22 protein-coding genes are annotated in these 25770 nt (G+C 69.0%); 15 read left to right on the forward strand and 7 right to left on the reverse strand.

The annotated features are described in order from the left end of the window. The first annotated feature begins 2 nt into the window (after positions 1-2). Positions 3-3596, forward strand: coding sequence for a chromosome segregation protein SMC (gene smc, locus K6T84_RS11820; protein WP_225400315.1), 3594 nt, complete (start codon positions 3-5; stop codon positions 3594-3596). Here the strand turns inward: smc and K6T84_RS11825 are convergent. Further along, on the reverse strand, positions 3593-4162 hold the full coding sequence (locus K6T84_RS11825) for a Uma2 family endonuclease (RefSeq protein ID WP_224861295.1): 570 nt from the start codon (positions 4160-4162) through the stop codon (positions 3593-3595). The two genes, smc and K6T84_RS11825, sit on opposite strands and share 4 nt — an antisense overlap. 122 nt (positions 4163-4284) lie before the next feature. Between K6T84_RS11825 and ftsY the strand changes: the two genes are divergently transcribed. The 4 genes from ftsY (at position 4285) to K6T84_RS11845 (ending at position 7731) form a co-directional block, all read left to right on the forward strand. Beyond that, positions 4285-5508: a signal recognition particle-docking protein FtsY gene (gene ftsY / locus K6T84_RS11830; protein ID WP_224861293.1), complete on the forward strand. Its 1224-nt coding sequence runs from the start codon at positions 4285-4287 to the stop codon at positions 5506-5508. A gap of 62 nt (positions 5509-5570) precedes the next feature. Beyond that, positions 5571-6542, forward strand: a complete 972-nt coding sequence (locus K6T84_RS11835; protein WP_224861291.1) for a glycoside hydrolase family 6 protein — start codon at positions 5571-5573, stop codon at positions 6540-6542. 40 nt (positions 6543-6582) lie between these two features. Beyond that, positions 6583-7302: an NUDIX hydrolase gene (locus K6T84_RS11840; protein WP_224861289.1), complete on the forward strand. Its 720-nt coding sequence runs from the start codon at positions 6583-6585 to the stop codon at positions 7300-7302. 36 nt (positions 7303-7338) lie between these two features. After that, the gene (locus K6T84_RS11845; protein ID WP_224861287.1) at positions 7339-7731 is read left to right on the forward strand and encodes a DUF4267 domain-containing protein; all 393 of its coding nucleotides are present in this window, start codon (positions 7339-7341) and stop codon (positions 7729-7731) included. A 238-nt stretch (positions 7732-7969) separates the two neighbouring features. On the opposite strand, the gene K6T84_RS11850 is transcribed toward K6T84_RS11845, so the two are convergent. Further along, a complete protein-coding gene (locus K6T84_RS11850) occupies positions 7970-8746 on the reverse strand; it encodes an SDR family NAD(P)-dependent oxidoreductase (RefSeq protein WP_224861285.1) in 777 nt (258 codons plus the stop codon). 370 nt (positions 8747-9116) lie between these two features. Here K6T84_RS11850 and K6T84_RS11855 point away from each other — a divergent pair, with 370 nt between their 5' ends. Both K6T84_RS11855 and K6T84_RS11860 read left to right on the forward strand, forming a co-directional pair. Next, positions 9117-10256 (forward strand): PE-PPE domain-containing protein, encoded by a 1140-nt coding sequence (locus K6T84_RS11855; RefSeq protein ID WP_224861283.1) that lies wholly within the window; start codon positions 9117-9119, stop codon positions 10254-10256. Between the two features lie 17 nt (positions 10257-10273). After that, the gene (locus tag K6T84_RS11860; RefSeq protein ID WP_225402094.1) at positions 10274-11785 is read left to right on the forward strand and encodes a hypothetical protein; all 1512 of its coding nucleotides are present in this window, start codon (positions 10274-10276) and stop codon (positions 11783-11785) included. Here K6T84_RS11860 and K6T84_RS11865 read toward each other — a convergent pair. After that, positions 11782-12624 (reverse strand): enoyl-CoA hydratase/isomerase family protein, encoded by an 843-nt coding sequence (locus tag K6T84_RS11865; RefSeq protein ID WP_225400314.1) that lies wholly within the window; start codon positions 12622-12624, stop codon positions 11782-11784. The two genes, K6T84_RS11860 and K6T84_RS11865, sit on opposite strands and share 4 nt — an antisense overlap. Then, a complete protein-coding gene (locus tag K6T84_RS11870; protein ID WP_224861279.1) occupies positions 12621-13199 on the reverse strand; it encodes a TetR/AcrR family transcriptional regulator in 579 nt (192 codons plus the stop codon). The genes K6T84_RS11865 and K6T84_RS11870 overlap by 4 nt, the downstream gene beginning before the upstream one ends. Before the next feature lie 96 nt (positions 13200-13295). Here K6T84_RS11870 and K6T84_RS11875 point away from each other — a divergent pair, with 96 nt between their 5' ends. The 5 genes from K6T84_RS11875 to K6T84_RS11895 all read left to right on the forward strand — a co-directional run bounded on the left by K6T84_RS11875 (position 13296) and on the right by K6T84_RS11895 (position 19459). Next, on the forward strand, positions 13296-14705 hold the full coding sequence (locus K6T84_RS11875; protein ID WP_224861277.1) for a phytoene desaturase family protein: 1410 nt from the start codon (positions 13296-13298) through the stop codon (positions 14703-14705). Positions 14706-14890: 185 nt separating this feature from the next. Further along, on the forward strand, positions 14891-16312 hold the full coding sequence (locus K6T84_RS11880; RefSeq protein ID WP_408066099.1) for an ammonium transporter: 1422 nt from the start codon (positions 14891-14893) through the stop codon (positions 16310-16312). Then, complete coding sequence (locus K6T84_RS11885) at positions 16218-16556, forward strand: P-II family nitrogen regulator (protein WP_224861273.1); 339 nt, start codon at positions 16218-16220, stop codon at positions 16554-16556. The genes K6T84_RS11880 and K6T84_RS11885 overlap by 95 nt, the downstream gene beginning before the upstream one ends. 32 nt (positions 16557-16588) lie before the next feature. Then, positions 16589-18934 (forward strand): [protein-PII] uridylyltransferase, encoded by a 2346-nt coding sequence (locus tag K6T84_RS11890; protein WP_225400312.1) that lies wholly within the window; start codon positions 16589-16591, stop codon positions 18932-18934. Positions 18935-19114: 180 nt separating this feature from the next. After that, positions 19115-19459, forward strand: coding sequence for a hypothetical protein (locus tag K6T84_RS11895; RefSeq protein WP_329786684.1), 345 nt, complete (start codon positions 19115-19117; stop codon positions 19457-19459). On the opposite strand, the gene K6T84_RS11900 is transcribed toward K6T84_RS11895, so the two are convergent. Next, the gene (locus tag K6T84_RS11900) at positions 19422-20579 is read right to left on the reverse strand and encodes a PPE family protein (RefSeq protein ID WP_225400311.1); all 1158 of its coding nucleotides are present in this window, start codon (positions 20577-20579) and stop codon (positions 19422-19424) included. The genes K6T84_RS11895 and K6T84_RS11900 overlap by 38 nt on opposite strands. Positions 20580-20614: 35 nt before the next feature. Continuing rightward, positions 20615-21436, reverse strand: a complete 822-nt coding sequence (locus tag K6T84_RS11905) for a PPE family protein, SVP subgroup (RefSeq protein WP_225400310.1) — start codon at positions 21434-21436, stop codon at positions 20615-20617. A gap of 229 nt (positions 21437-21665) precedes the next feature. Here K6T84_RS11905 and ffh point away from each other — a divergent pair, with 229 nt between their 5' ends. Further along, positions 21666-23228, forward strand: coding sequence for a signal recognition particle protein (gene ffh / locus K6T84_RS11910; RefSeq protein ID WP_225400309.1), 1563 nt, complete (start codon positions 21666-21668; stop codon positions 23226-23228). 1 nt (position 23229) lies between these two features. After that, positions 23230-24297 carry an amidohydrolase family protein gene (locus tag K6T84_RS11915; RefSeq protein WP_225400308.1) on the forward strand — a complete coding sequence of 356 codons (1068 nt, stop codon included), beginning with the start codon at positions 23230-23232 and terminating at the stop codon, positions 24295-24297. A gap of 70 nt (positions 24298-24367) precedes the next feature. Here the strand turns inward: K6T84_RS11915 and K6T84_RS11920 are convergent, their stop codons facing one another. Next, positions 24368-25243 carry a D-alanyl-D-alanine carboxypeptidase family protein gene (locus K6T84_RS11920; RefSeq protein WP_225400307.1) on the reverse strand — a complete coding sequence of 292 codons (876 nt, stop codon included), beginning with the start codon at positions 25241-25243 and terminating at the stop codon, positions 24368-24370. A 38-nt stretch (positions 25244-25281) separates the two neighbouring features. Here K6T84_RS11920 and K6T84_RS11925 point away from each other — a divergent pair, with 38 nt between their 5' ends. Then, positions 25282-25701, forward strand: a complete 420-nt coding sequence (locus tag K6T84_RS11925; protein ID WP_224861259.1) for a nuclear transport factor 2 family protein — start codon at positions 25282-25284, stop codon at positions 25699-25701. Positions 25702-25770 lie beyond the last annotated feature (69 nt).

The following is a 25770-nucleotide window of genomic DNA, read 5'->3' on the forward strand; positions in this document are numbered from 1 at the left end:
CCGTGCACCTCAAGAGTCTGACGCTGAAGGGCTTCAAGTCCTTCGCCGCGCCCACGACTCTGCGCTTCGAACCTGGCATCACCGCGGTGGTCGGACCCAATGGTTCGGGCAAGTCCAACGTGGTCGACGCGCTGGCCTGGGTGATGGGTGAGCACAGCGCCAAGACGCTGCGCGGCGGGAAGATGGAAGACGTCATCTTCGCCGGCACCTCCTCGCGTGCGCCGCTGGGCCGTGCCGAGGTCACCGTCACCATCGACAACTCCGACAACGCGCTGCCGATCGAGTACGCCGAGGTCTCGATCACCCGGCGGATGTTCCGCGACGGTGCCAGCGAATACGAGATCAACGGCGCCGGCTGCCGCCTGATGGACGTCCAGGAGCTGCTGAGCGACTCCGGTATCGGCCGCGAGATGCACGTCATCGTCGGCCAGGGTCGGCTGGCGCAGATCCTGGAGTCGCGGCCCGAAGACCGGCGGGCGTTCATCGAAGAGGCCGCGGGCGTGCTCAAGCACCGCAAGCGCAAAGAAAAGGCGGTGCGCAAGCTCGACGCCATGTCGGCCAACCTGGCTCGGCTGACCGACCTGACGACCGAGCTGCGTCGCCAGCTCAAGCCGCTGGGTCGCCAGGCTGAGGTGGCGCGCCGCGCCGCGACGATCCAGGCCGACCTGCGCGACGCGCGGCTGCGGCTGACCGCCGATGACTTGGTGTCCCGGCAGGCCGAGTTCGCCGGGGCCGGCAACGCCGAGGCGACACTGCGCCGCGAACACGATCAGATCACCGAACGCCTGACGGTGGCCGCCGACGAGCTGACCACCCACGAATCCGCCGTCGCCACTCTCACGCACCGTGCCGAAGCCGCCCAGCAGACCTGGTTCTCGCTCTCGGCGCTGGCCGAGCGGGTCAGTGCCACCGTGCGTATCGCCAGCGAACGTGCCCAGCATCTCGATGAGGAGCCGATCAGCACCGGCGGCGTCGACCCCGAGGCGCTGGAGGCCGAAGCCGAACAGGTGGCCGCCGCTGAACAGCAGCTGCTGGCCGAGCTCACGGACGCCGGTACCCGGCTGGAGGCCGCCCGCGCTGAGTTGGCCGAACGGGAGCGCCGCAGCGCCGAGGCTGAGAAGGCGCACCTGGCCGCGGTCCGCGCCGAGGCTGACCGGCGCGAGGGCCTGGCCCGCCTCACCGGCCAGGTGGAGACCATCCGGGCGCGAGTCGAGTCGATCGACGTCCACGTCGGGCAGCTGAGCCAGCGCATCGAGGAGGCCGCCGAGCGCGCCCAGGCCGCCCAGGCGGAGTTCGAGACGGTGCAGGGCCGGGTCGCCGAACTCGACCAGGGTGAGGTCGGCCTGGATGAACACCACGAACGCACGGTGGCCGCGCAGGTTCTCGCCGATCAGCGGGTGGCCGAGCTGCAGGCCGGTGAACGCGGCGCCGAACGTCAGGTGGCGTCGCTGCGGGCCCGTATCGACGCGCTGTCGATGGGGCTGGAACGCCGCGACGGTGCGGCCTGGCTCACCCAGAATCACAGCGGTTCAGGGCTGTTCGGGTCGATCGCCAAGCTGGTCAAGGTCCGCTCCGGTTACGAGTCGGCGCTGGCCGCGGTGCTGGGATCGGCCGCCGACGCGCTGGCCGCCGAGAATGCCGGTGCGGCCCGTTCGGCGTTGACCGCACTCAAGACCGCCGACGGGGGCCGGGCCGCGATCGTGCTGGGGGACTGGCCGATCCAGACGCCCCCCGAACACGCCGGTGGGCTGCCCGACGGGGCCCGGTGGGCCCTGGAGCTGATCGAGGCGCCGGATCGGCTGCGCGGCGCGATGACGGCGATGCTGGGGTCGGTGGCGGTGGTCGCCGACCTGCCGGCCGCGCTGGATCTGGTGGCCGCTCGTCCGGGGGTGCGCGCGGTGACCGTCGACGGTGATCTCGTCGGCGCCGGTTGGGTCAGTGGCGGTTCGGACCGCAAGCCTTCCACTCTGGAGATCAACAGCGAGATCGACAAGGCGCGCGCCGAGCTGGCCGGCGCCGAGACGCAGGCCGGGGAACTGGGTGCGGCTCTCTCCGGTGCTCTGACCGAGCAGGCCGCCCGCCAGGACGCCGCCGAGCAGGCACTGGCCGCGCTCAACGAGTCCGACGCCGCCATCGCCGCGACCCACGAGCAGTTGGGCCGTCTCGGGCAGGAGGCCCGCGCCGCGGAGACCGAATGGCACCGCCGCCTGCGCGAGCGCGAAGAGCTGGAGGCCGGCCGGGCGCAGACCGTCACCGAACTCGGCGAGCTGGAGTTCCGGCTGCGCAATGCCGAACAGGATCAGCCGGCAGACGCCGCCGAGCCGGTGGATCGCCAGCAGATCGCCGCGGCGGCCGAGGCGGCTCGCAGCGTCGAGGTGGAGGCGCGGCTGGCCGTGCGTACCACCGAGGAACGCGCCAATGCCGTTCGGGGGAAAGCAGATTCACTGCGCCGGGCAGCGGCGGCCGAACGTGAGGCCCGAGTGCGCGCCGAGCAGGCCCGCGCCGCCCGCGCGCTTGCGGCCGCCACGTCGGCTGCGGTGGCCGAGGCCGGCGTCACCTTGGCCCAGCGCCTGCAACTGGTCGTGGCCGCGGCCTCGCGCAGCCGGGATGCGCTGGCCGGCGAACGTCAGCACCGGTCTGCCGCGATGGCCGCCGTGCGCGACGAGGTGAACTCCCTGAGCACCCGCATCACCGCGCTCACCGAGTCGCTGCACCGCGACGAGGTCGCCAAGGCCCAGGCATCGCTGCGGATCGAGCAGCTAGAACAGAACGTGCTCGAACAGTTCGGGATGAGCTCGGCGGACCTGATCGCCGAATACGGGCCCGACGTCGCTCTGCCGCCCACCGAGTTGGAGATCGCCGAGTTCGAGCAGGCCCGTGAGCGCGGCGAGCAGGTCACCGCGCCGGCTCCCATGGCGTTCGACCGGCCCACCCAGGAACGCCGGGCCAAGCGCGCCGAACGTGAACTGGCCGAGCTGGGCCGGGTCAACCCGCTGGCACTGGAGGAGTTCGCCGCACTCGAAGAGCGCTACAACTTCCTGTCCACCCAGCTCGAAGACGTCAAGGCGGCCCGCAAAGACCTGCTCGACGTGGTGTCCGAGGTCGACGCACGCATCCTGCAGGTGTTCACCGACGCCTACGCCGATGTGGAACGCGAGTTCACCGAGGTGTTCGCGGCACTGTTCCCCGGCGGCGAGGGCCGGCTGCTGCTGACCGACCCCGGCGACATGCTCACCACCGGGGTCGACGTCGAAGCCCGCCCGCCCGGCAAGAAGGTCAAGCGGCTGTCGCTGCTGTCCGGTGGCGAGAAGTCACTGACCGCGATCGCCATGTTGGTGGCGATCTTCCGGGCCCGCCCGTCGCCGTTCTACATCATGGACGAGGTAGAGGCCGCCCTCGACGACACCAACCTGCGCCGTCTGCTGGCGTTGTTCGAGATGCTGCGGGCCCGCTCGCAGCTGATCGTCATCACCCACCAGAAGCCGACCATGGAGGTCGCCGACGCGCTGTACGGGGTGACCATGCAGGGTGACGGGATCACCGCGGTGATCTCGCAGCGCATACGCGGCGAGGAGCTGGTCGCCAGCCCGAGTTAGCCGGTCAGCTCGCCCAGGGTGAACCGCACCTCAGCGGGCTCGTGCACAACGGCGTGATCGCCGTCGAGCGCAGCGACCGGCCGGTATACGTCGCCGTCGAGGCGGTAGGCCAGGAACCACTCTCCGGTCGGGGCCTCGGCGTCGACGATCCAGTAGTGCTCGATGCCGGCCTTGGCGTACTCGTACAGCTTCATCACGTGGTCCATGCTGCGTGAGCCGGGCGAGACGATCTCGACGACGAGCACAACGTCGGCCGCTGGGACCCGCGTGGCGCTCGGCTTGAATGCGGCTTCTCGAATCACCGTGATGTCCGGGTCACGCACGCTGGGCGGAAACGATGTACTCGTCGTGACCTCGATTTCGGGAAGCGTTCGCATTCCACCCGGTAGGTGATCATCGAGGAGGCGGGTGAATCGTTTCGAAATTTCCTGATGTATCAGCGGTGGTCGCGGCGACATGATGATGGACCCCTCACTGAGCTCCCACCGTCGCGCATGGGCGATCTCCAGCGCATCCCACTGCTCCAGGGTCATCAAGTCAAACGGCCCATCCAACAGCTCGGACACGGTCCACCTCCTTCCGATGGCAGCTCAGGTAGTTGCAGATTACGCCCGAAGGCGTCTTGGTCGCAGTCTGCCGAACACCACCGACAACCCGTGCCCGCCGAGGCCCTGAAACAATGGCGGGCGTGTCTGAAGGTCTCTGGATCGCCCTAGCGGTCGCCGTCGCCCTCGTCGTCATCGCCGCGCTGGTCTTCGGCCTGGTGCGCCAACGGCGCCGGCGCATCAGCCTGTCGGGCGCAACACGCCCAGAACAGCAGAGCCTGGACCGCTCCGGCGGCTACACCGCGTCGACGGGAATCGAGTTCAGCCGCACCGAGACCCCGGTCGTCGGCGACGACGCCACCGTGCCCCGCGACGCCCCCCGGCGCACGATCACCGACGTCGCACTGCCCGAAGCACCCGCCGAGGCCGTTCGCGAACCCGACATCGAACCGGTTGACGGCCGGATGCAGCGCCTGCGCGGCCGGTTGGCCAAATCGCAGAATGCGTTGGGGCGCAGCGTGCTCGGGCTGCTCGGCGGTGGCGACCTGGACGACGACTCCTGGCAGGACATCGAGGACACCCTGCTGGTCGCCGACCTGGGGCCCGTCGTCACCGAGTCGGTGGTCGCCCAGCTGCGGGAACGGCTGGCCGGTGGTCAGGTGCGCACCGAAGCCGAGGCCCGCGCCGTGCTGCGTGACGTGCTGATCGGCGAGCTGCAGCCCGGCCTGGACCGCGCGATCAGGGCGCTGCCGCATGACGACCATCCCTCGGTGCTGCTGGTGGTGGGGGTCAACGGCACCGGCAAGACCACCACGGTAGGCAAACTGGCCCGGGTGCTGGTGGCCGACGGCCGGCGGGTGGTGCTCGGCGCCGCCGACACGTTCCGGGCCGCTGCCGCCGACCAGTTGCAGACCTGGGCGGCGCGGGTCGGGGCGGAGGTCGTGCGCGGCCCCGAGGGGGCAGATCCGGCCTCGGTGGCTTTCGACGCCGTCGACACCGGTGTGCGATCCGGTGCCGATGTCGTCGTCGTGGACACCGCCGGGCGGCTGCACACCAAGACCGGGCTGATGGACGAACTCGGCAAGGTCAAGCGGGTGGTGACCAAGCGCGCAGCCGTCGATGAGGTGCTGCTGGTGCTCGACGCCACCATCGGGCAGAACGGCCTGGCGCAGGCCCGGGTGTTCGCCGACGTCGTCGACATCACCGGGGTGGTGCTGACCAAGCTCGACGGCACCGCCAAGGGCGGGATCGTCTTCCGGGTGCAGCAGGAGCTGGGAGTCCCGGTCAAGCTGGTGGGGCTCGGCGAGGGACCCGACGACCTGGCCCCGTTCGAGCCGGAGGCGTTTGTCGACGCGTTGCTGGGCTGAGCGAAATGCGCCGATCGTGACCGTCCTGTGACCTCGCGGCGATCGTAAGGTAATTTTTCCCTGTGACCCCCGCACTCTTTGGCGCTGTTGCGCGCTGCCTTACCCCGTTTTTGGCTGTTGCCGCACTGGCCGGCGCGAGTCCGGCCCAGGCCGACGGGGACAACCCGCTGGCCGGTAGGCCGTTCTATGTCGACCCGATCTCGAAGGCGATGCATGCCTCCAGCGCGCAGCCGGACAGTGCCGAGCTGGCTCGGGTAGCCAACACCCCCCAGGCCTACTGGCTTGACCAGGCCTTCTCGCCCGGCTCGGTCGGTGCGACCGTGGCCCGCCACACCGGTGCGGCGGCTGCGGCCGGGGCCACGCCGGTGCTGGTGCTCTACGCGATCCCGCATCGGGACTGCGGCAGCTACGCCGCCGGCGGATTCTCCTCAGGCGCGTCCTACCGCGCCTGGGTCGACGGCGTCGCCGACGGAATCGGCGGCAACCCGGCCGCGATCATCCTCGAGCCCGATGCGCTGGCGATGGCCGACTGCCTCTCCGGTGACGCGCGCCAGGAGCGCTTCGATCTGATCAGCTACGCCGTGGACACGCTGAGCCGCAACCCGGCCACCGCGGTCTACGTCGACGCAGGGCACTCCCGCTGGGTCAGTGCCGGCGAGATGGCGAACCGGCTCAACCAGGCCGGTGTGGGCCGCGCCCGGGGCTTCAGTCTCAACTCGACGAACTACTTCACCACCGAAGAGGAAACCGGTTACGGCGAAGAGATCTCGGGTATGACGGGCGGAGCGCACTACGTCATCGACACCTCCCGCAACGGTGTCGGTCCGGCCGAGGGCGACCCGTTCGGCTGGTGCAACCCCAGCGGTCGGGCCCTGGGCACACCGCCCACCACCGACACCGCCGGACAGCACGCCGACGCCTACCTGTGGGTCAAGCGGGTGGGGGAGTCCGACGGCAGTTGCGGCTCGGGTGAGCCCGCGGCGGGGCATTTCGTCAGCGAGTACGCGATCAACCTGGCGCGCAACGCCGGCTGAGCGCGGCCCACTGAAAGCGGAACTGCCTAGGGCCCAGCGGGTGACGATCAGCTATGACGAGGCGTTGCGAGAGCGGATCCGGGCACGCCTGGACGCTCATGACCGCCGCGCGGTGACGGACCCGTCGAAGCGGCACGCGGCCGTCGCGGTGGTGATCGTGGACTCCGAGATCGGTGAAGACCGAGTCGACCCTGCGCCCGTGGACGACTGGATCGGCGGGCGGCCCATGCCGGAGGCGGGACTCGACGGCCGCATGGTCGACGTGTCCGGAGGTGCTGCTTTCCTCTTGTGCCGCAGAGCTTCTCGTCTCACCTCGCATGCCGCTCAGTGGGCGTTGCCCGGGGGTCGCCTGGATCCCGGCGAAACCGCCGTCGACGCTGCGCTGCGGGAGTTGGATGAGGAGGTCGGCATCAGGCTGCCCGGCTCAGCCGTGCTGGGTCTCCTCGACGACTACCCGACACGCTCCGGATACGTCATCAGCCCGGTGGTGATCTGGGGCGGTGGGCGGCTCGACCCGCGGCCCGCGCCCGACGAGGTGGTCGCGGCCTACCGGGTCGGGCTGCACCAATTGCAACGCGACGACTCCCCGCGCTTCATCTCGATCCCGGAGAGCTCGCGTCCGGTCGTGCAGATCCCGTTGGGCAACGACCTCATCCACGCGCCGACGGGCGCGGTGCTGCTGCAATTGCGGTGGCTGTGCCTGGAGGGTCGAGGAGACCCGGTCGATGAACTCGAGCAACCGGTGTTCGCCTGGAAATAACTCCGGGCACCGATGCCCCGCATTAGGCTGCGGTCCATGGCGAAGGACCGCGCTGCGCTTGTCGCCGGCAGCATCCGGCTGGCCTCGGGCGTATCTTTCCTGGTCGACCCCCTGCGGGCGAACAGGATATGGGGAGAACCGGATGACCCCGGGCCTTCCGCACGTCTGCTTCTCCGGTCGATGGGCTACCGCGACGCCCTGATCGGGGGCCTGTTGCTGTATGCAGCCGTGCGTGGCCGAGATACCCGCGGCTGGTTCCTGGCTTCCGGTGGTGCAGACGCGGCCGATCTGCTGGGCGGGATGAGCGTGCACGCCGACCTCAAGCGCGGCCAGCAGATCATCGGCCTCGGTGGAGCGATCGTCGGCATCGGCGTTGGGCTCTGGGGCGCCACCCGTCACGCCGGTCAGGGTGTCCAGCGTCGCGGGTAGCCGCGAAGTGCGGACGTGATCGAGCTCCGGTCGTGGTAGAACCGGAAGTCATGAGTGGTCTTGCGGCTCAGACCCGGTGGATGGACGCCACTGCGCAGGCGGAGCTGGTCGCCAAGGCGAGGTCAGCCCGAGCGAGCTGCTGGAAGCGGCGGTCGAGCGGATCGAACAGTCGAATCCGACTCCCTGACACCCAGAAGGCCCCCGTCGAAACGGGGGCCTTCGGCTAGACGGAAAGCTGCTACTTGGGTGGCATCCGGATACCGCCGTCCACGCGGACGACTTCGGCGTTCATGTAGGAGTTGGTGATCAACTCGATCACCATGGACGCCAGTTCGTCGGGCTTGCCCAGTCGGTGCGGGAACAGCACGGACTGACCGAGCTTGGCCTTAAAGGCCTCGGAGGCTTCACCTTCCCCGTAGATCGGGGTGTCGATCAGGCCGGGCGCGACGGTGTTCACGCGGATGCCGACCGCCGAAAGGTCCCGGGCCACCGGCAGGGTCAGGCCTACGACGCCGCCCTTGGACGACGAGTAGGCGGCCTGGCCGATCTGGCCGTCGAACGCCGCGACGCTGGTCATGTTGACGATCGCACCGCGTTCGCCGGTGTCGGTGAGCTCGTTGCGGCTCATCGCGGTGGCCGCGATCCGGATGCAGTCGAAGGTGCCGACCAGGTTGATGTCGATGACCTTCTTGTAGAGGTCCAGCTTGTGCGCCGACTCGAACTCGCCGTCCTTGCCGATGGTGCGCTGAGCCCAGCCGACGCCGGCCGAGTTCACCAGTGCCCGCAGCGGGCCGAGGTCGGCGGCTGTGTTGACGGCGTCGATGATCTGGTCGGTGCTGGTCACGTCGACCGGGACGAACACGCCGCCGATCTCGTGGGCCAGTGCCTCGCCCTTGTCCGCCTGCAGGTCGGCGACGACGACCCGGGCTCCCTTGGCAGCCAACTGACGCGCAGTTGCCGCACCGATTCCTGACGCGCCACCGGTGACGATCGCGCTCGCTCCGTTGATATCCACGCCGACACCTTACGCGGGCACGGTGCGGCATCCGGACGCGGGCGAGGGATGGGGCGGGGACATCGCGGGATTATCACGATGTCCGGCAGCATCGGGTTATGTCAGCTTGGTTGCCTTTCGGCGGAACGACTGACTAAAACTGTTGTGGGTGGTTCAATTTCGATTGAATAACGGTTCGGTCGCAGATCCGCCGTTAGCAGTTCTCTTGGAAGGCGTGGCTGCGATGACTGTCATTGATGGTGCGGCTGCGCTGCGCCGTGTTCGCGTATTGCTGAGCTGCCTAACCGCTCTAGCTGTGCTTGCCGGCGTGGCCGGAGTATTCCGCGCTTCGCCTTTGACCCCAACGGCATCCGCTGCATCGGCTTCGGCAGTGGAGCTGACCGGGGGCGGTACCGCGTTCGTGATGGGCGGCAGCGGTGTTCCGTTGCCGTCGGACGGTTATGTGAACGCCGCCAACCTGTTTTATCTGCAGCCGCACGGTTTCACCGGGACGCCACAATCGCTTTTCACGCCGCAGTTGTACTTTCCCGGAAACGTCTCCGAAGTCGAAGGGGCGCAGATACTTGCCGATGCGATCAGCAAAGAGATCGCCACCGGACAAGTGAACGCCGAAAATCCGGTGTACGTCTTCGGCTACTCGCAGAGCTCCGCGATGTCGTCGATGACCATGGAACAACTCCACCACCAAGGTGTGTCCGCCGAAGACGTTCACTTCGTGTTGGTCGGCAATACCGCCAACCCCAACGGCGGCCTGGTCGAAATGATGAATTTCACCGGCGGCGACGTCAGCTTCCTGACCGGGCTGACCCTGGGGCACCCCACGCCGGACTACTTCTCCACCGACGTCTACACGATGGAGTACGACGGGTACGCCGACTTTCCGAAGTATCCGCTGAACCTGCTGGCGACACTCAATGCCCTCGCCGGCATGCTCTTGCTGCACAACGGGTACCTGGGACTGAGCCCCAGTGACATCGCGAACGCGATCGAACTGGACACCACCGACCCCAGCAGCCCGACCAACTACTACATGATCCCCACCGAGAGTCTGCCGTTGCTGGATCTGTTGCGGCTCAACCCGTCCTGGGGCAGCCCGCTGGCCGCGTTGCTGGAACCGACCATGCGCATTCTGGTGAACCTGGGCTACGGCAGCCTGACCGAAGGCTGGAACCAGGGGCCCGCCAACGTGCCGACCACCATCAGCTGGAACCTGTTGCCCAGCAACATCAGCCTGTCGGACATCAGCTCCGCCCTGGCCAACGCCTGGAACCAGGGCGTTCAGGACGCGTTCAAGGAATTGGCTGACCCGAAGACCTACATTCCGGGCGGATTCCTGTCGGAGGAGCCGTTCTCCACCTTGTGGGCCGCGGCGGAGCGCGTCTTCTTCGACGTCCAGGACACCGGTTCGTGGTGGGGCGCACCGGCGATGGCCACCGACCCCCAGGGCGCTCCGTTGGACACCAACGTCGACCTGTCCCCGATCGCCGACGCCCTCGGCCTCGACTCCTGAAGAAAGGTCGTTCGACAATGAAGCGTCGTGATCGTGTGGGACGTGCGCTCGCCTGCGCCGTCGCCGCACTGGCCCTTGCGTTGACGCCACTCGCGGTGGCACCGTCGGCGCAGGCGGACTTCGACTTCCTGGACCCCAGCACCTGGTTTGATCCGGCCGCCTTCGAGCCCGCCGCTGTGGAACCGGCCAACTTCGACGCCGGTGAGATCGGCCTGGCCGCCGCCGAACCGTTCGACATCGGCTCGGTCGACTTCAATGCGTTCTCGCCGGGCGACTGGGCCGACCTCTACCAGGACTGGTTCTACACGCCGATCCACAGCATGGTGGAGGACTGGCTGCACGACGCCGGTAACCAGCTCACGATCGATCTGATCAACACCCCGTGGGTGCTGATGTTCGGTCGCGACCTGATCGGTGACGGCGTCGACGGCTTCACCGGCGCCAACACCTCGCTGTTCGGTTGGCTGGGCCTGGGCAACCTCGGTGACGGCGGCTTCCTGTTCGGCGACGGCGGCACCGGCGCGGCCGGGGTGGCCGGAGTCAACGGTGGCATCGGCGGGGCCGGCGGTGACGCCGGACTGTTCGGCAACGGAGGCATGGGCGGCCAAGGTGCCGCCGCCTACCTCGCCGCCGACGGCACCGTGATCGAGGCCGCTGACGGTGGCCAGGGCGGCAACGGTGGCCTGTTCTACGGCGATGGCGGCATCGGCGGTCAGGGCGGCACCGGCTTCCATGACACCTTCAACGGCACCAACCTGGTGGCGCACGACGGCGGCGACGGCGGCAGCGGTGGCAACGCGCTGGCCAGCTGGGGCTTCGGCGGCACCGGTGGTCAGGGCGGATCCGGCTGGGCGGGTGTCAACGGAAATCTCGTGACCGCGTTGAACGGCGGCAACGCCGGCAACGGCGGCGTCGGCGGCAACGCCGGGTGGTTCCTGGGATCCAGCGGAAACGGTGGTGACGGCGGTGTTGGCGGGGTCGGGGCGACCGGCAGCGACGGAACGGCTTCCCAGCCGATGGGCGGCAACGCCGGCGACGGCGGTAGCGGTGGAAGTGCCGGGGCCGCGGGCGCCAAAGCCGGATGGGTCGGCGCACTGGGGAAGGCTGGAGACGACGGTGATGGCGGCGCGGGTGGCGCAGGCGGCGCCGGCCTGACCAACCCGATGGGCACCGGAGGTGCCGGCGGCGACGGCGGCAACGGCGGGGCCGGAGGCACCGGTGCGACCGGCGGTAACGGCGGCGCCGGCGGTGCCGGTGGGGCCGGCGGCAGCGGCAGGGTCGGCGCTAACGGTGGCGACGGCGGCAAGGGCGGCGCTGCCGCCGACCAGGTGGGCAGCGTGGGTGGCCGCGGTGGCGACGGCGGCAACGGCGGTGACGCAAGCGTCGGCGCCGGCGGTGACGGCGGCCGTGGCGGCAACGGCGGGGCAACCGGTGGTGTAACCGGTGGCCCGGGGCTGCCCGGCAGCCCCAACGTCGACGGCACCGGCGGTGCCGGTGGGGCCGGCGGCACTCCGGGGGCGCCCGCTTAGCGCTGTCCGGCCAGCATGGTCCGCACGTTGTCGGCGAACGCGGCGGTGCTGAAACAGACGGGTTCGGCGAACTCCTCCAGCGCTAGGGCCTCGTTCCAGCCGGCGTCGGCGGCCGCGCGCAGCAGCGGTTTGACCATGGCCGTGGCGTGCGACGGCATCGCCGCCACCCGCGAACACCACTGGTCGGCGGCCGCCACGAGCTGGTCATGGGGGACGACTTCATGCACCAGGCCGAGCTGTTGCGCGCTGTGGGCATCGATCGGCTCGCCGCGCAGGTAGTAGGCCAACGCGCCCTGGTAGCCGAGCCGCCGGGTCAACGCCCAGCTGGTGCCCACCTCCGGAAGCAGGCCCAGGCGGCCGAAGGCGGGCACGATCACCGCACGATCGCCGGCGATGGTCAGATCGCAGGTCAGTGCCCACGCGAGGCCGACACCCGCGGCGGCACCATTGAGTGCGGCGATGAAGATGGTGTCCGATCCGGCGATGAGCCGCGCGACACCGCCGAACTCGCGGCGAATCCACCGCCACACGTCGGCGACGCCCTCCGGCGCCGGGTCATTTCGCCCCTCGGTGACCGCGGACATCATCTTCAGGTCGCCGCCGGCACTGAATCCGGGATCGGTGCCGGTCAGCACCACGGCGCGGACGCCGGGGTCGGCGTCCAAGGCGATCAGCGCGCGCCGCAGTTGGCGCACCAGCGGCGCCGATAGCACGTTGAGCCGGCCGGGCTCGTGCAACGTCACCACCGCCCGGTCACCACGATGCTCCACGTGGACCCGCACCGGCGCGTCCGGCGCATCGCCCTCGGCGATCAATCGGTCGTATAGGGATTCGGTCATGGATCCTCCTCCGGTTTGCCGCGCAACGTCGCCCACGCCGCGTCGGCGAAGGTGGTGATGGCGCCGCGCGGAAGTTTCGCCGCGTGGCCTGCCAGCCAGTGCCGGCTGAACTCCTGAGCCGGTCCGAACCAGAGCGCGGCGGTGATCGGGGTCTGCAGGGGCCGCAGCGCACCATAGCTCTGGTGGGGGCGCCACCAGTCCCGGACCGCGCCGAAGAATTCTGTGTTGGATTTCCGCAGCTCCGGGCTGTCGAGTCGGTCGCCCAGCAGCAGTTCGGCCTCGCCGCGGTGTGCCGCAACCCAGCGCAGATGGTGCTCGACGCCGCCGCGAATCCCTCCTTCGGCGGTCGCCTGCCTGCGCAGCATCATGAGGAACCCGGCCTGGTAGTCGGCCATCACCCGGGCGTACACCGCGGCCGCCAGTGCGGCCTTGTCCGGAAAGTGGTGGTACAGGGCGCCCACGCTGACGCCGGCCTGCTGCCGGATCTCTTCCAGGGTCGGGGTCAGTGTCCCGCTCGCGGCGAAGCGAATCCGTGCCGCTTCCAGCAGCCTGTCTCGCGCAGTAGGTCCCGCCACGAGGAATATTCTATTCGAACAGAGATATCCTCGGTAGAGGGTTTCGGGCGACTTCGATGGGGTCGATCGGTACGCTCCGAAAATCATGGGGACGACGTGAGTACGGCGATTGTGGTGGGCAGCGGGCCCAACGGGCTGGCCGCCGCCGTAACCCTGGCGCAGCAGGGCCTGCAGGTCAGCGTGCTCGAAGCCGCCGACCAGGTGGGTGGCGGCACCCGCAGCGGTGAGGCGATCCTGCCGGGCCTGTTGCATGACCACTGCTCGGCGATCCACCCGATGGCCGTGGGCTCACCGTTCCTGTCCGGGCTGGACCTGCAGCGCTACGGCTTGGCGTGGCGCTGGCCGCAGATCGACTGTGCCCACCCACTCGACGGCGGCTCTGCCGGGGTGCTCTACCGCTCGGTCGATCAGACCGCAGACGGGCTGGGCCGCGACGGCCGCCGTTGGCATGCGCTGTTCGACCGCCCGGTCGCCCGCTTCGATGCCCTCAACGACGACATCATGGGCCCGCTGCTGCGGGTGCCACACCACCCGCTGACCCTGGCCCGATTCGGCGCGCCCACCACGCTGCCCGCATCGGCCCTGGCCCGCTGGTTTCGGAGCGCCCAAGCCAGGGCCTTGTTCATTGGCGTTGCCGCACATGCCTTTCGGCCGTTGCACTACCCGATGACCTCGGCGATCGGGTTGGGCATTCTGACCGCCGGGCACCGGCACGGATGGGCGGTGGCCGCTGGTGGATCGCAGGCGATCGCCGATGCGATGGCCGCAGCGCTCACCGATCTGGGTGGCACCATCGAGACCGGGGTGCGGGTGGAGTCCGCCGCACAGTTGCCGCCTGCGGACGTGACGATGTTCGACCTGGCGCCTGAGGCGGTCGCGGGCATTCTCGGTGACCGGCTGCCCGCCCGGGTCGCGCGCGCCTACCGTCGCTTCCGGCGCGGACCCGGCGCCTTCAAAGTGGACTTCGCCGTCGAAGGCGGTGTGCCATGGGTCAATCCGGATGCCCGGCGGGCGGGGACGGTTCACTTGGCCGGGACGCACGCCGAGCTCGAAGCCACCGAACGCGATGTCCATGCCGGACGCATGCCGCAGCGGCCCTTCGTGTTGGTCGGCCAGCAGTATCTGGCCGACCCCCAACGATCCGTCGGCGACGTGCACCCGGTGTGGACCTATGCGCATGTGCCCACCGGCTACACCGGCGACGCCACCGCCGCGATCATCGCCCAGATCGAGCGGTTCGCACCAGGTTTCGCCGACCGCGTGGTCGGTCAGACGGTGCGCAACACCGCCGAGATGGCGGCATACAACGCAAACTACATCGGTGGAGACATCATGACCGGTGCAAAGGACCTCCGCCAGTTGATGTTTGGGCCGCGAGTGACCCTGTCGCCGTATGACACCGGAATCCCCGGCAGATACATCTGTTCAGCGGCAACCCCGCCGGGTCCCGGCGCGCACGGGATGTGCGGAGTCAATGCGGCGAAGCTGGCGCTGAGCCGGCTGTAGTCGCCGCCGTACCTGTGAGCAGCTTGTGACATGGCCGCAACAACGCGGCGCTGCAACCGAAACAACCTCTACGCATTGTATGAGCAACGTGGTCCGCGAAGCGGGCAGTCGCGTCGGCGAGAGGGGTTGGGCTCTTGGATGGTCATCCGCTTACCGGGGTGCCGGACACCGGCGATACCGCGTGGATGCTGATCAGCGCCACTCTGGTGCTGCTGATGACGCCGGGTCTGGCGTTCTTCTACGGCGGCATGGTGCGTGTCAAAAGCGTGCTGAACATGATCATGATGAGTGTCACCGCGATGGGTGTGGTGACCGTGCTGTGGGTGCTCTACGGATACTCGGTGGCCTTCGGTGACGACGTCGGCAATGTAATGGGGCGCCCGAGCGACTACTGGGGCCTCAAGGGCCTCATCGGAGTCAACGCGGTGCCCGCCGGCCCGGACGGAGGCGCTGCGGCCGTGCAGATTCCGATCGTCGGCACAGTGCCGGAGAACGTCTTCGTCGCGTTTCAGCTGATGTTCGCCATCATCACGGTGGCGTTGATCTCCGGGGCGGTCGCCGACCGGATGAAGTTCGGCAGCTGGCTGATGTTCGCCGCCCTGTGGGTGAGCATCGTGTACTTTCCGGTGGCGCACTGGGTGTTCGCGTTCGACGGCGCCACCGCCGCGCACGGCGGCTGGATCGCCAACAAGCTGCATGCCATTGACTTCGCCGGCGGCACCGCGGTGCATATCAACGCTGGCACCGCAGCACTGGTGCTCGCGATCATGCTGGGCCGCCGCCGCGGCTGGCCGATGGCGATGCGGCCCCACAACCTGCCGTTGGTGATGCTCGGTGCCGCTCTGCTCTGGTTCGGCTGGTACGGCTTCAACGCCGGTTCTGCGGTCAGTGCCAATGGAGTCGCGGGGTCGACGTTTCTGACCACCACGATCGCGGCCGCCGCGGCCATGCTCGGCTGGTTGTTGGCCGAGCGAATCCGCGACGGGCATGCGACATCACTGGGTGCCGCGTCGGGCATTGTGGCCGGGCTGGTGGGTATCACCCCGGCGTGTGCCTCGGTGAACGTCGTCGGCGCCCTGGCTATCGGCGCGGTGTCCGGCATCGCCTGCGCCTTGGCGGTGGGCCTGAAATACCGCTTCGGACTGGATGATTCGCTTGATGTCGTCGGTGTTCACCTGGTCGGCGGCGTCGTCGGCACGGGGCTGGTGGGTTTCCTGGCGGCTCCCGCCACCTCCGCCATCGCCGGTGGGTCCGGCGTGTCGCCCGGGCTGCTGTACAGCGGGGGTGCCCAGCAGTTGTGGCGTCAGATCATCGGCGCGTGCAGCGTCGCGGCCTATTCCGCGATCGGAACGGTCATCGTGGCGTGGATCGTCAAACTCACCGTCGGACTTAGGGTGGACGCCGAAGCCGAAGCCTCGGGTATTGACGAAGCACTGCACGCCGAGAGCGGTTATGACTTTGCGGTGGCCGCCAGCCCGGTATCAACCCACTTCGCCGAAGAGAGAAGAGAGTATGAAGCTGATCACCGCGATCGTGAAGCCGTTCACGTTGGAGGAAATCAGGACCGGGTTGGAGCAGGCGGGCCTGCAGGGCATGACGGTCAGTGAGGTCCGGGGCTACGGGCGGCAGAAGGGACACACCGAGGTCTACCGGGGAGCCGAGTACTCGGTCGACTTCGTACCCAAACTGCGGGTCGAGGTCCTCGTCGATGACGCTGCGGTGGAACGGATTCTGGACATCATCGCGCGTGCGGCCCGCACCGGCAAGATCGGCGACGGCAAGGTGTGGGTGACCCCGGTGGAGACCGTGATGCGGGTACGCACCGGTGAACTGGGAGTCGATGCCCTATGAGATTCGACCCGAGTTGATCGTGGCGAAACACGATGACGCGCGTGGATCTGTCGGAGGCGCGGGCCGCGTTTCGGTCGCAGGCCGCGGGCCGGCTGGATTCCGCAGCTTTGCGCGACGCCTGGCGGCACCTGCATGAGAACTGGCTGACCGCCAGGGCGGCCGAGATCGGCGTGGTGGCCGGCAGCGGTTTCGCGATCGTGGCGACCGGTTCGCTGGGGCGGTGCGAATTCCTCCCGCATTCGGACGTGGATCTGCTGCTGCTGCATGACGACAAGCCCGCCGGCGCCGTCGAGGACGTCGCCGCGCTGCTGTGGTACCCGCTGTGGGACGCCCGTGTTCGGCTCGACCACAGTGTGCGCACCGTGGCCGAGGCCGTCGAGGTTGCCGGTGCTGATCTACTCGCCGACCTGGGCATGCTCGACGCCCGCCACATCGCCGGAGACGAGCACCTGTCGGAGCAGCTCGTCCGGGACGTCCGCCACCAATGGCGGCACGGAATCGCTTCCCGCTTCGGCGAACTCGTCGAGACGACACACGCGCGCTGGCAGCGGAGCGGAGACGTGGCGCATCGCGGGGAACCCGATCTGAAAAGCGGACGGGGTGGATTACGCGACGTTCAGCTGCTCAATGCACTGGCACTGGCACAACTTGCCGACCGTGCGACCGTTCGCCGTGCCCAGATGCTCGGAGGCTCGGTGACTGAGGCCTATGTGCGTCTGCTCGATGTGCGCACCGAGCTGCACCGCATCTCGGGCAGTGGCCACGATCTGTTGCCGGCCCAGTACGCCGACCAGATCGGCGAGGCGCTACACATCGGCGACCGCTACGAGCTGTCCCGCAGCCTCTCCGATGCGGCCCGCACCATCAATTGCCGCGTCGACGCAGGCCTGCGCATCGCAGCCAACGCGCTTCCCCGACGCGGGATGTCGGCGGTGCGGCCACGGCTGCGGCGTCCGCTGGACGACGGCGTGGTCGAGTACGCCGGCGAGGTGATCCTGGCTCGCGACGTCCGGCCAGAGCGGGATCCGGGGTTGCTCCTGCGCGTCGCGGCCGCGTCCGCCGCCACCGGATTGCCCATCGCGGCAGACACCGTGAACCGGCTGGCCCACGAGGCACCCGAGCTGCCCGTACCGTGGCCGCGGGAGGCGCTCGACGACCTGTTGGTACTGCTGTCCGCGGGTCCGGCGATGGTGCCTACCGTCGAGGCACTCGATCGCGGGGGACTGTGGGGCCGGCTGTTTCCGGAATGGGCGGCGGTACGCGACCTGCCGCCGCGCGATCCCGTCCACATCTGGACCGTCGACCGGCATCTGATCGAGACGGCGGCCCGGGCTGCGGCGTTCACCACCGCGGTGGCGCGCCCTGACCTGCTGGTGCTCGCCGCCCTGCTACACGACATCGGCAAGGGCAGCGGTGCTGATCACAGCCTTGTCGGCGCCCAGCTGGTCACCGCGATCGGCGCCCGGCTGGGCCTGTGGCCGTGTGATGTCGCGATGCTCGCCACGCTGGTGACCCACCACCTGCTGCTGTGCGACGTCGCCGTCCGCCATGACCTCAATGACCCCGACGTCATCGCCGGTGTCGCCGCAGCGCTGGGCGGGGACGTGGTGCTGCTGGAGGTGTTGCACGCCCTGACCGAAGCCGATTCGGTGGCTACCGGGCCGGCGATGTGGAGCGACTGGAAGGCGTCGCTGGTCGCCGACCTCGTTCGACGGTGCCGCCTGGTGATGGCCGGCGAGCCGCTGCCGCAGGCCGACCCGATCCCCGCCGAATACGTGGCGACGGCGCGCGAGGTTTCTGTGGAGCTGCGCGCCGACGAAGGCGGGCGCGGCTATCGCGTGAACATGATCGCCCCGCACCAGCGCGGTCTACTGTCCAAGGCCGCCGGTGTGTTGGCGCTGAACTCGCTGTGCGTCCACGCGGCGACGGTCAACATCGCCCACGAGACGGTGGTCACCGAGTTCGTGGTGTCGCCGTACTTCGGCCCGCCGCCGGCTGCGGAGCTGATCTGCGAGCAGTTCGGTCTGGCCCTCGCCGACGGCATCGACGTCGCTGCCGCGCTACAACAGCGCCCACGCGAGTCCTGCCGGATGGCCTCCGGCGATGTCGCAGGGGTTCCGGCGAGCGACCTGACGGCCCCGCCTCGCATCGTGTGGTTCGACAGCGCCCCGGGCCGCTCCATCGTCGAAGTCCGCGCCGCTGATCGGCCCGGCCTATTGGCCCGGCTGGCGGCCGCACTGGAGGGGGCGGGAATCGACATCGTGTGGGCTAAGGCCACCACCCGGGGATCGACGGTCGACGACGTTTTCTGTGTGGTCCTGCCGCAGGCGGCTGATCGGGCGGTGGCCGAGAAATATTTACGTAGCGCGTTGGATTAAATCGCCGACGCTGTTATTCTCGCGTATTTTTGCGCTCAAATTGTTTTTCGTTTTAAATTGCGTGTCGATTAATTTGTCCCGAATTGGCATCTCAGGGTCCGGCCAGGAACTCAGGGTGCTGCCAGGGTGGCGGCGTAGCGTTGCCAGCAAGACGTAACATGAACGAAACACTTGGGACAAGTGATGAAGCATTTCGGCAGGATGGCGTCCGCGGGGCTCGCCGTCGGCGCGGTTTTGGCGGTTGGGCTCGGTGGTTTCGGTCCGTTTCCGGCGGGCATCACCGAGGTGACCGCTCCCGTCAGTCAGGTGCTCTCTGCGCCCGGTCCGCAGGCCTGCATCGTCGGCCTCAACTGCGGCTGCATCCGTTACCGCACCTGCCCGGGGCACAAGCGTCCACCGGCACGCGTTCCGGAGGCCCGGCCGGACGGCGAAGTCCCCGCCGTCAGCGGCGAACTGGGCAGCGGCCCGGGCGCGGCCCCGGCAGCGGTTACACAAACACCTGTTTGGGCATCACTGTCGGTTTGACGCCGTAGCGGGGGGTGCCCAGGCCGAGGCCGGAACGTCCCGCCGCGCCCGCCGACCCCATCCCGGCCGGTACCGCGTGCAGCGGAGCGGCCTCTTCTGTGACGCCCGTCCAGCCCGATCCGCTCGATGCCGCGACCTCGGTTCCTGCTGCGGCCGACCAGGCACCCGGTACCGACACCCCGCCGACTGCAGACGCCTGACCGAGGCTTGCCAGCACCGGTGCCGCACCGGATGCCACCGCGCCGGCCGGTTGCACCATGCCTGCCAGCACCCCCGAACCCAACCCGGCCGCAAGTCCCTCGACACCCGTGACATCGGATGCCAGGGTGGCCGGACCCGCCAGCGCCAGGGTGTGGCCCAGCGAGACCGCCGTCGGGATGGCGGTGCAGACGAACCACGCCGCGGTGTTCACGCCGCCGTTGATGGCGTTGCCGATCAACGGGGTGCCGAGCAGCAGGTCGAGTGTGCTCCCGGATCCCACCGGTGCGGCGGCCGTCTGCAGGGTGCCCTGTAGCGCCGTGATGGCCTGGGCCAGCTCCTCCTGGAATCCGCCGGCGGCAGTGGCGCTGGCGACGGCCGATCCGATCGGGTTGGAGGGTTGCGGCGCCGGAGTCATCGGCGACAGCTCGGCCGCCATCGCCGACGAGCTGCTGTAGCCGAACATGGCCAGGGTGTCCTGTGCCCACATCTGCATGTAGTGGGCCTCGGTGGCGAGGATCGCCGGGGTGTTCTGCCCCAACAGGTTCGACGCCACCAGCATCGCCAGCTGGCTTCGATTGGCGACGATCACCGGTGGGGGCACGACCGCTGCGCGGGCGGCCTCGAATGCGCCGGCTGAGGCCATCGCCTGCGAGCTCGCTTGTTGCGCGGCTGCGGCGGTGGTCTGCAGCCAGGCCAGATAGGGCGTGACGGCGGTGGTCATCGCCGCCGAAGCCGGCCCGGTCCACTGCTCGCCCGACAGTTCCGAGATCACCGAGTGCGCCGCCGCCGCCGTCGACTCCAACTCGGCGGCCAGGCTGTTCCAGGCCGAGGCCGCCGACATCAGCGGAGCGGAACCGGCTCCGCTGTACATCCATGCGGACACGATCTCCGGCGGCAATGCTCCGAAATCGAAAGGCATCTTCGTCTATCCCGTTCTGGTCGGTGGTCGGGCCGCTAGACGGCGGTCGGCTTGGGCATGACGGTGGGCTTGTCGCCGTAGCGTGGCGTGCCCAATCTCCCCACGCCGCCGCCCGATCCCGCAGACGGCATGACTGCAGGTACGGCCGCCATGCCCGCCGCGGGGTGCGCGGTGACCATGCTCGCGGCGGCCAGGCGAGCGGCGGGTGCGGCCGCCACGCCCTCGCCCGCCCAGCCAGGCGGGACCGACATGGCGCCGAGCGTGCCGGCCTGCGCAACGCCGGCTGCCACCGGCGCGACACCCATAGCGGCAGGTGCGACGGCCCCGGCCAGCATCGCCTGGTCGAATCCGACCAGGCCGGCGCCGGCCTCGGCGGCGACTTCCTCGGGAAAGTCCAGGAGACCACCACCGGCCATGCCGAGCAGGGCCGAGCAGGCCGACGCCCAGTTGCCCGTCCCGATGTTTCCGATGTTGGCCAGGTTGCCCGACAGCAACGAACTGCTGCCGCTGGTCGGCACACCGAGGATGTCGGTCAACAGGCTCTGGATCGCGGTGTCCAGCGACGTCGTGGTCTGGTTGGTCGCCTCGGCCGAGGAGTAGGCACCGGCGTTCTGCCCCAGAACCGTCACCAGCTGCTGGTGGACGGCGGCCGCCTGGTCGCTGATCGACTGGTAGAGGTTGCCGTAGGTGGAGAACAGCGTGGCCTGCAGCTGCGAAATCGGGTCAGTGCCGGCCGGCGCGATCACGGTGGTCGGGGCCAGCGCAGAGCCGTTCGCGGCGGTCAGTGCTTCGCCGATGCCCGCCAGTTGGGTCGCAGCGGATGTCATTGCCTCGGGGAGCGCTTTTACAAAAGACATGCATCCTCCTTGCTGGAAGCCGTACCGATGCCGTGAAGCATGGCAGGAATTCCACAGAGAAAGTCGGTCGGTAACGCTTTTTTAGCGGCCGGGAGCCAATCCTTAACGGAATTCGATATCCCGTGAAAGGTCGGCAACATTTCTTTAACCGAGGTGAATCTCCGGCTTAACTGAGTAATTTATCTAACGTGGCGGGTACACGTCGGCGGCCGTGGATTAGGCTGGCTGCGTGTTTGAATCGCTCTCCGACCGCTTGACCTCCGCCCTGGCGGGCCTGCGCAGCAAGGGACGTCTCACCGACGCCGACATCGATGCCACCGCCCGGGAGATCCGGCTGGCGCTGCTGGAGGCCGACGTCTCGTTGCCGGTGGTGCGGGACTTCATCGGCCGGATCAAGGACCGTGCCAAGGGTGCAGAGGTCTCCGGCGCGCTCAATCCGGCCCAGCAGGTCGTCAAGATCGTCAACGAGGAGCTCATCGGCATCCTCGGCGGGCAGACCCGCACCCTGTCCTTCGCCAAGAACCCGCCGACGGTCGTCATGCTGGCCGGTCTGCAGGGCGCGGGCAAGACCACGCTGGCCGGCAAGCTGGCCACCTGGCTGCGCGGCCAAGGTCACACGCCGCTGCTGGTGGCCTGCGACCTGCAACGGCCCGGCGCGGTCAACCAGCTGCAGGTCGTCGGGGAACGCGCCGGCGTCGCGGTGTTCGCCCCGCACCCGGGCACCTCACCGGCCGGCGATGCGCTGGCGGCCGGTGCCGGGGATCCGGTCGCCGTCGCAGCGGCGGGCCTGGCCGAGGCCAAGGCCAAGCACTTCGACGTCGTCATCGTCGACACCGCCGGCCGCCTGGGCATCGACGAGGAGATGATGGCCCAGGCCGCCGCCATCCGCGACGCCGTCCAGCCCGACGAGGTGCTGTTCGTCCTCGACGCGATGATCGGCCAGGACGCGGTGACCACCGCCGACGCGTTCCGCGAGGGAGTGGGCTTCACCGGCGTGGTGCTGACCAAGCTGGACGGTGACGCCCGCGGTGGCGCGGCGCTGTCGGTGCGTGAGGTCACCGGCGCCCCGATCCTGTTCGCCTCCACGGGAGAGAAGCTGGAGGACTTCGACGTCTTCCACCCCGACCGGATGGCCAGCCGCATCCTGGGCATGGGTGACGTGCTCAGCCTGATCGAGCAGGCCGAGCAGGTCTTCGACGCGAGCAAGGCCGAGGAGGCCGCGGCCAAGATCGGCTCCGGCGAGCTCACCCTGGAGGACTTCCTGGAGCAGATGCTGGCGATCCGCAAGATGGGTCCGATCGGCAACCTGCTGGGCATGTTGCCCGGCGCCGGACAGATGAAGGACGCGCTGGCCGCCGTCGACGACAGCCACCTGGACCGGCTGCAGGCGATCATCCGCGGCATGACCCCGGCCGAGCGGGCCGACCCGAAGATCATCAACGCCTCGCGCCGGCTGCGCATCGCCAACGGCTCCGGGGTCGCCGTGTCGGAGGTCAATCAGCTCGTCGACCGGTTCTTCGAGGCCCGCAAGATGATGTCGTCGATGATGGGCGGCCTGGGCCTGCCCGGGATGGGACGCAAGAGCGCCACCCGAAAAGCCAAGGGCAAGAACGCCAAGAAGGGCGGCAAGAAGCGGGGGCCGACCCCGCCGAAGGGGGCGCGGGGCATGTTCGGGCCGGGCATGCCCGCCGGTTTCCCCGACCTGTCGCAGATGCCGACGGGCCTCGACGAGCTGCCGCCGGGACTGGCCGACTTCGACCTGTCCAAGCTGAACTTCCCGGGCCAGAAGTAATTTGGCGCTGCACATTTCCGGTCGCGGGCTGCCCGATGAGCAGCCCGTCGAGTACTGGATCGCCGACGGTGCGATCAGCCTCGAGCCGGTGGCCGGCGCGCAGACCGTCTTCTCCGACGGCTGGATCATTCCCGGCCTGGTCGATGCGCACTGCCATGTCGGTATCGGGCCCGGCGGACCGGTCGACGCCGACGAGGCGCTGCGCCAGGCCGAGACCGAGCGCCGCGCCGGGGTGCTGCTGATCCGCGACGCCGGATCGCCGATCGACACCCGCGGTTTCGACGACCGGGCCGACGTGCCGCGCATCATCCGCGCCGGGCGGCACATCGCGAAGACCAAACGCTACATTCCCGGGCTCGGCCTCAACGTCGACGACGAGGCGCAGTTGCCGGAAGCTGTTGCGGCCCAAGCCTGCCGGGGTGACGGCTGGGTGAAGTTGGTCGGTGACTGGATCGACCGGGGGATCGGCGACCTGGCTCCGCTATGGTCCGACGACGTGCTGAAGCCGGCCATCGACGCCGCCCACGCCAACGGCGCCCGGGTCACCGCGCACGTCTTCGGTGAGGACGCGCTGCTGGGCCTGATCAACGCCGGCATCGACTGCATCGAACACGGCACCGGTATCACCGACGACATCATCGCGCTGATGCTCGACCACGGCACGGCGCTGGTACCGACGCTGATCAACATCGACAACTTTCCCGGGATCGCCGATTCGGCGGCCAAGTATCCGACCTACGCCGCGCACATGCGGGCGTTGTACGCCGGTTCCCGGGCGCGGATCGGTGCCGCTCGCGAGGCCGGGGTGCCGATCTACGCCGGCACCGACGCCGGCGGCATGATCGCGCACGGCCGGATCGCCGACGAGGTGGCCGCGCTGACCGGTGTCGGGCTCAGTGCCACCGACGCCCTCGGTGCGGCCTGCTGGAATGCCCGGGGTTGGCTGGGCGCGCCGGTGCTGCAGCAGGGCGCCTCTGCGGACCTGTTGTGCTTCACCGAGGATCCGCGCAGCGGCCCGGAGGTACTTGGGCATCCCGATCTGGTGATGCTGCGCGGTCGGGTGTACTAACTCCCCGCCGAGCGTGCAGAATCGTTCGGGCCCACCTGGGGAAATGCCGGACCGCCCTGCACGGTCGCGGCTAAAGCGAGCCGATGCCCGACGCCAGCGGGCCCTGCCCGAAGCCCCAGTCCAGCAGCGCCATCGCCTGGTCCCAGTAGTTCGGGCCGCCCTCGTGGATCAGGCCGTACATCATCGCGACCACCAGGTGCCGACCGTTGCGTTCCGCCCCGCCGACGTAGGTCTTGCGAGCGGCGTCGGTGAAGCCGGTCTTGCCGCCGAAGGCGCCCGGGTAGCGGGTCAACAGCTCGTTCATGTTCACGATCGGCCGCTCACCGGACTCGGTGGGGAACATCGCCGAATGTTGCGCGGTGATCTGGGCGAACACCGGGTTGGCCATCGCCGCCCGGAAAATGACCGCCAGGTCGTGCGGAGTGGTGCCGCCCGAACCCCCCGGGCCGTCCAGCCCGGACGGAGTGGACGCGTGAGTGTCGGTCGCGCCGACCTCGCCGGCCTTGGCGTTCATCTTCGCCACCGCCGCCTCGGGGCCACCGAGCATGCCGGCCAGCGCATTGGCGGCATCGTTTCCCGACACCAGCAGCAGGCCCTCGAGCAGTTGCCGGGCGGTGTAGGTGTGGCCGGCCTTGAGCCCGGCGCAGTTGCACTCCACCGCGGTGTCGGCCCCGGTGGCGACCACCGTGTCGTCGACGTTCAGCTCGTCGAGCACCGTCAGCGCGAGCAGTACCTTGATGGTGCTGGCGGGTGGAGTGACGGCGTAGCCGTTCTGTTCGGCCAGTATCTGCCCGGAGTCCATGTCGGCGATCAGCCAGTTGGGGGCCGGGCCCCCGGGGATCGGTGCTGATCCGAAGGGCTGCGCGACATCGGCGGAAGTGGTCACCGCGGGAGTCGCGAACAGGGCTGCTGCGACCACGGCCGTCACGGCCAGAATCTTCCGCATGGCCGGTCACCTTACCGCCCGTGGTGTTGAATCGAGGAATGCTGAGCCAGGCTGAGATGTCCGATCGGTGGCAGATCCAGCAGTTGCTGGTCGACTACTCCACCGCGATCGACACGCGAAACTTCGACGACCTCGACGCGATCTTCACCGCCGACGCCTACATCGACTATTCCGCGATGGGCGGCATCGACGGGCACTACCCGCAGGTCAAGACCTGGCTCGCGGAGGTCCTGCCGAACTTCGCCGGCTACGCCCACATGCTGGGTCTGCCCTCGATCCGGGTGGACGGCGACACCGCCACCGCGCGCACTTTCTGCTTCAACCCGATGGTATTCGGCGGTGAGACCCCGGCCACCATGCTGCTGGGCCTCTGGTACCACGACGACTTCGTCCGCACCGCCGACGGCTGGCGGATGTGCCGCCGGGTGGAGACCAAGTGCTTCGAGAAGCTGCCCTGAGGCGATTTCTGCTGACCGGGCCGGTTCTGGCACAATGGGCGGCTGCAACACGCGAGGCAAAACCGGATG

This window comes from Mycobacterium zoologicum, assembly GCF_020181635.2.
In the GTDB taxonomy this organism is placed as follows: Bacteria; Actinomycetota; Actinomycetes; order Mycobacteriales; family Mycobacteriaceae; genus Mycobacterium; species Mycobacterium zoologicum.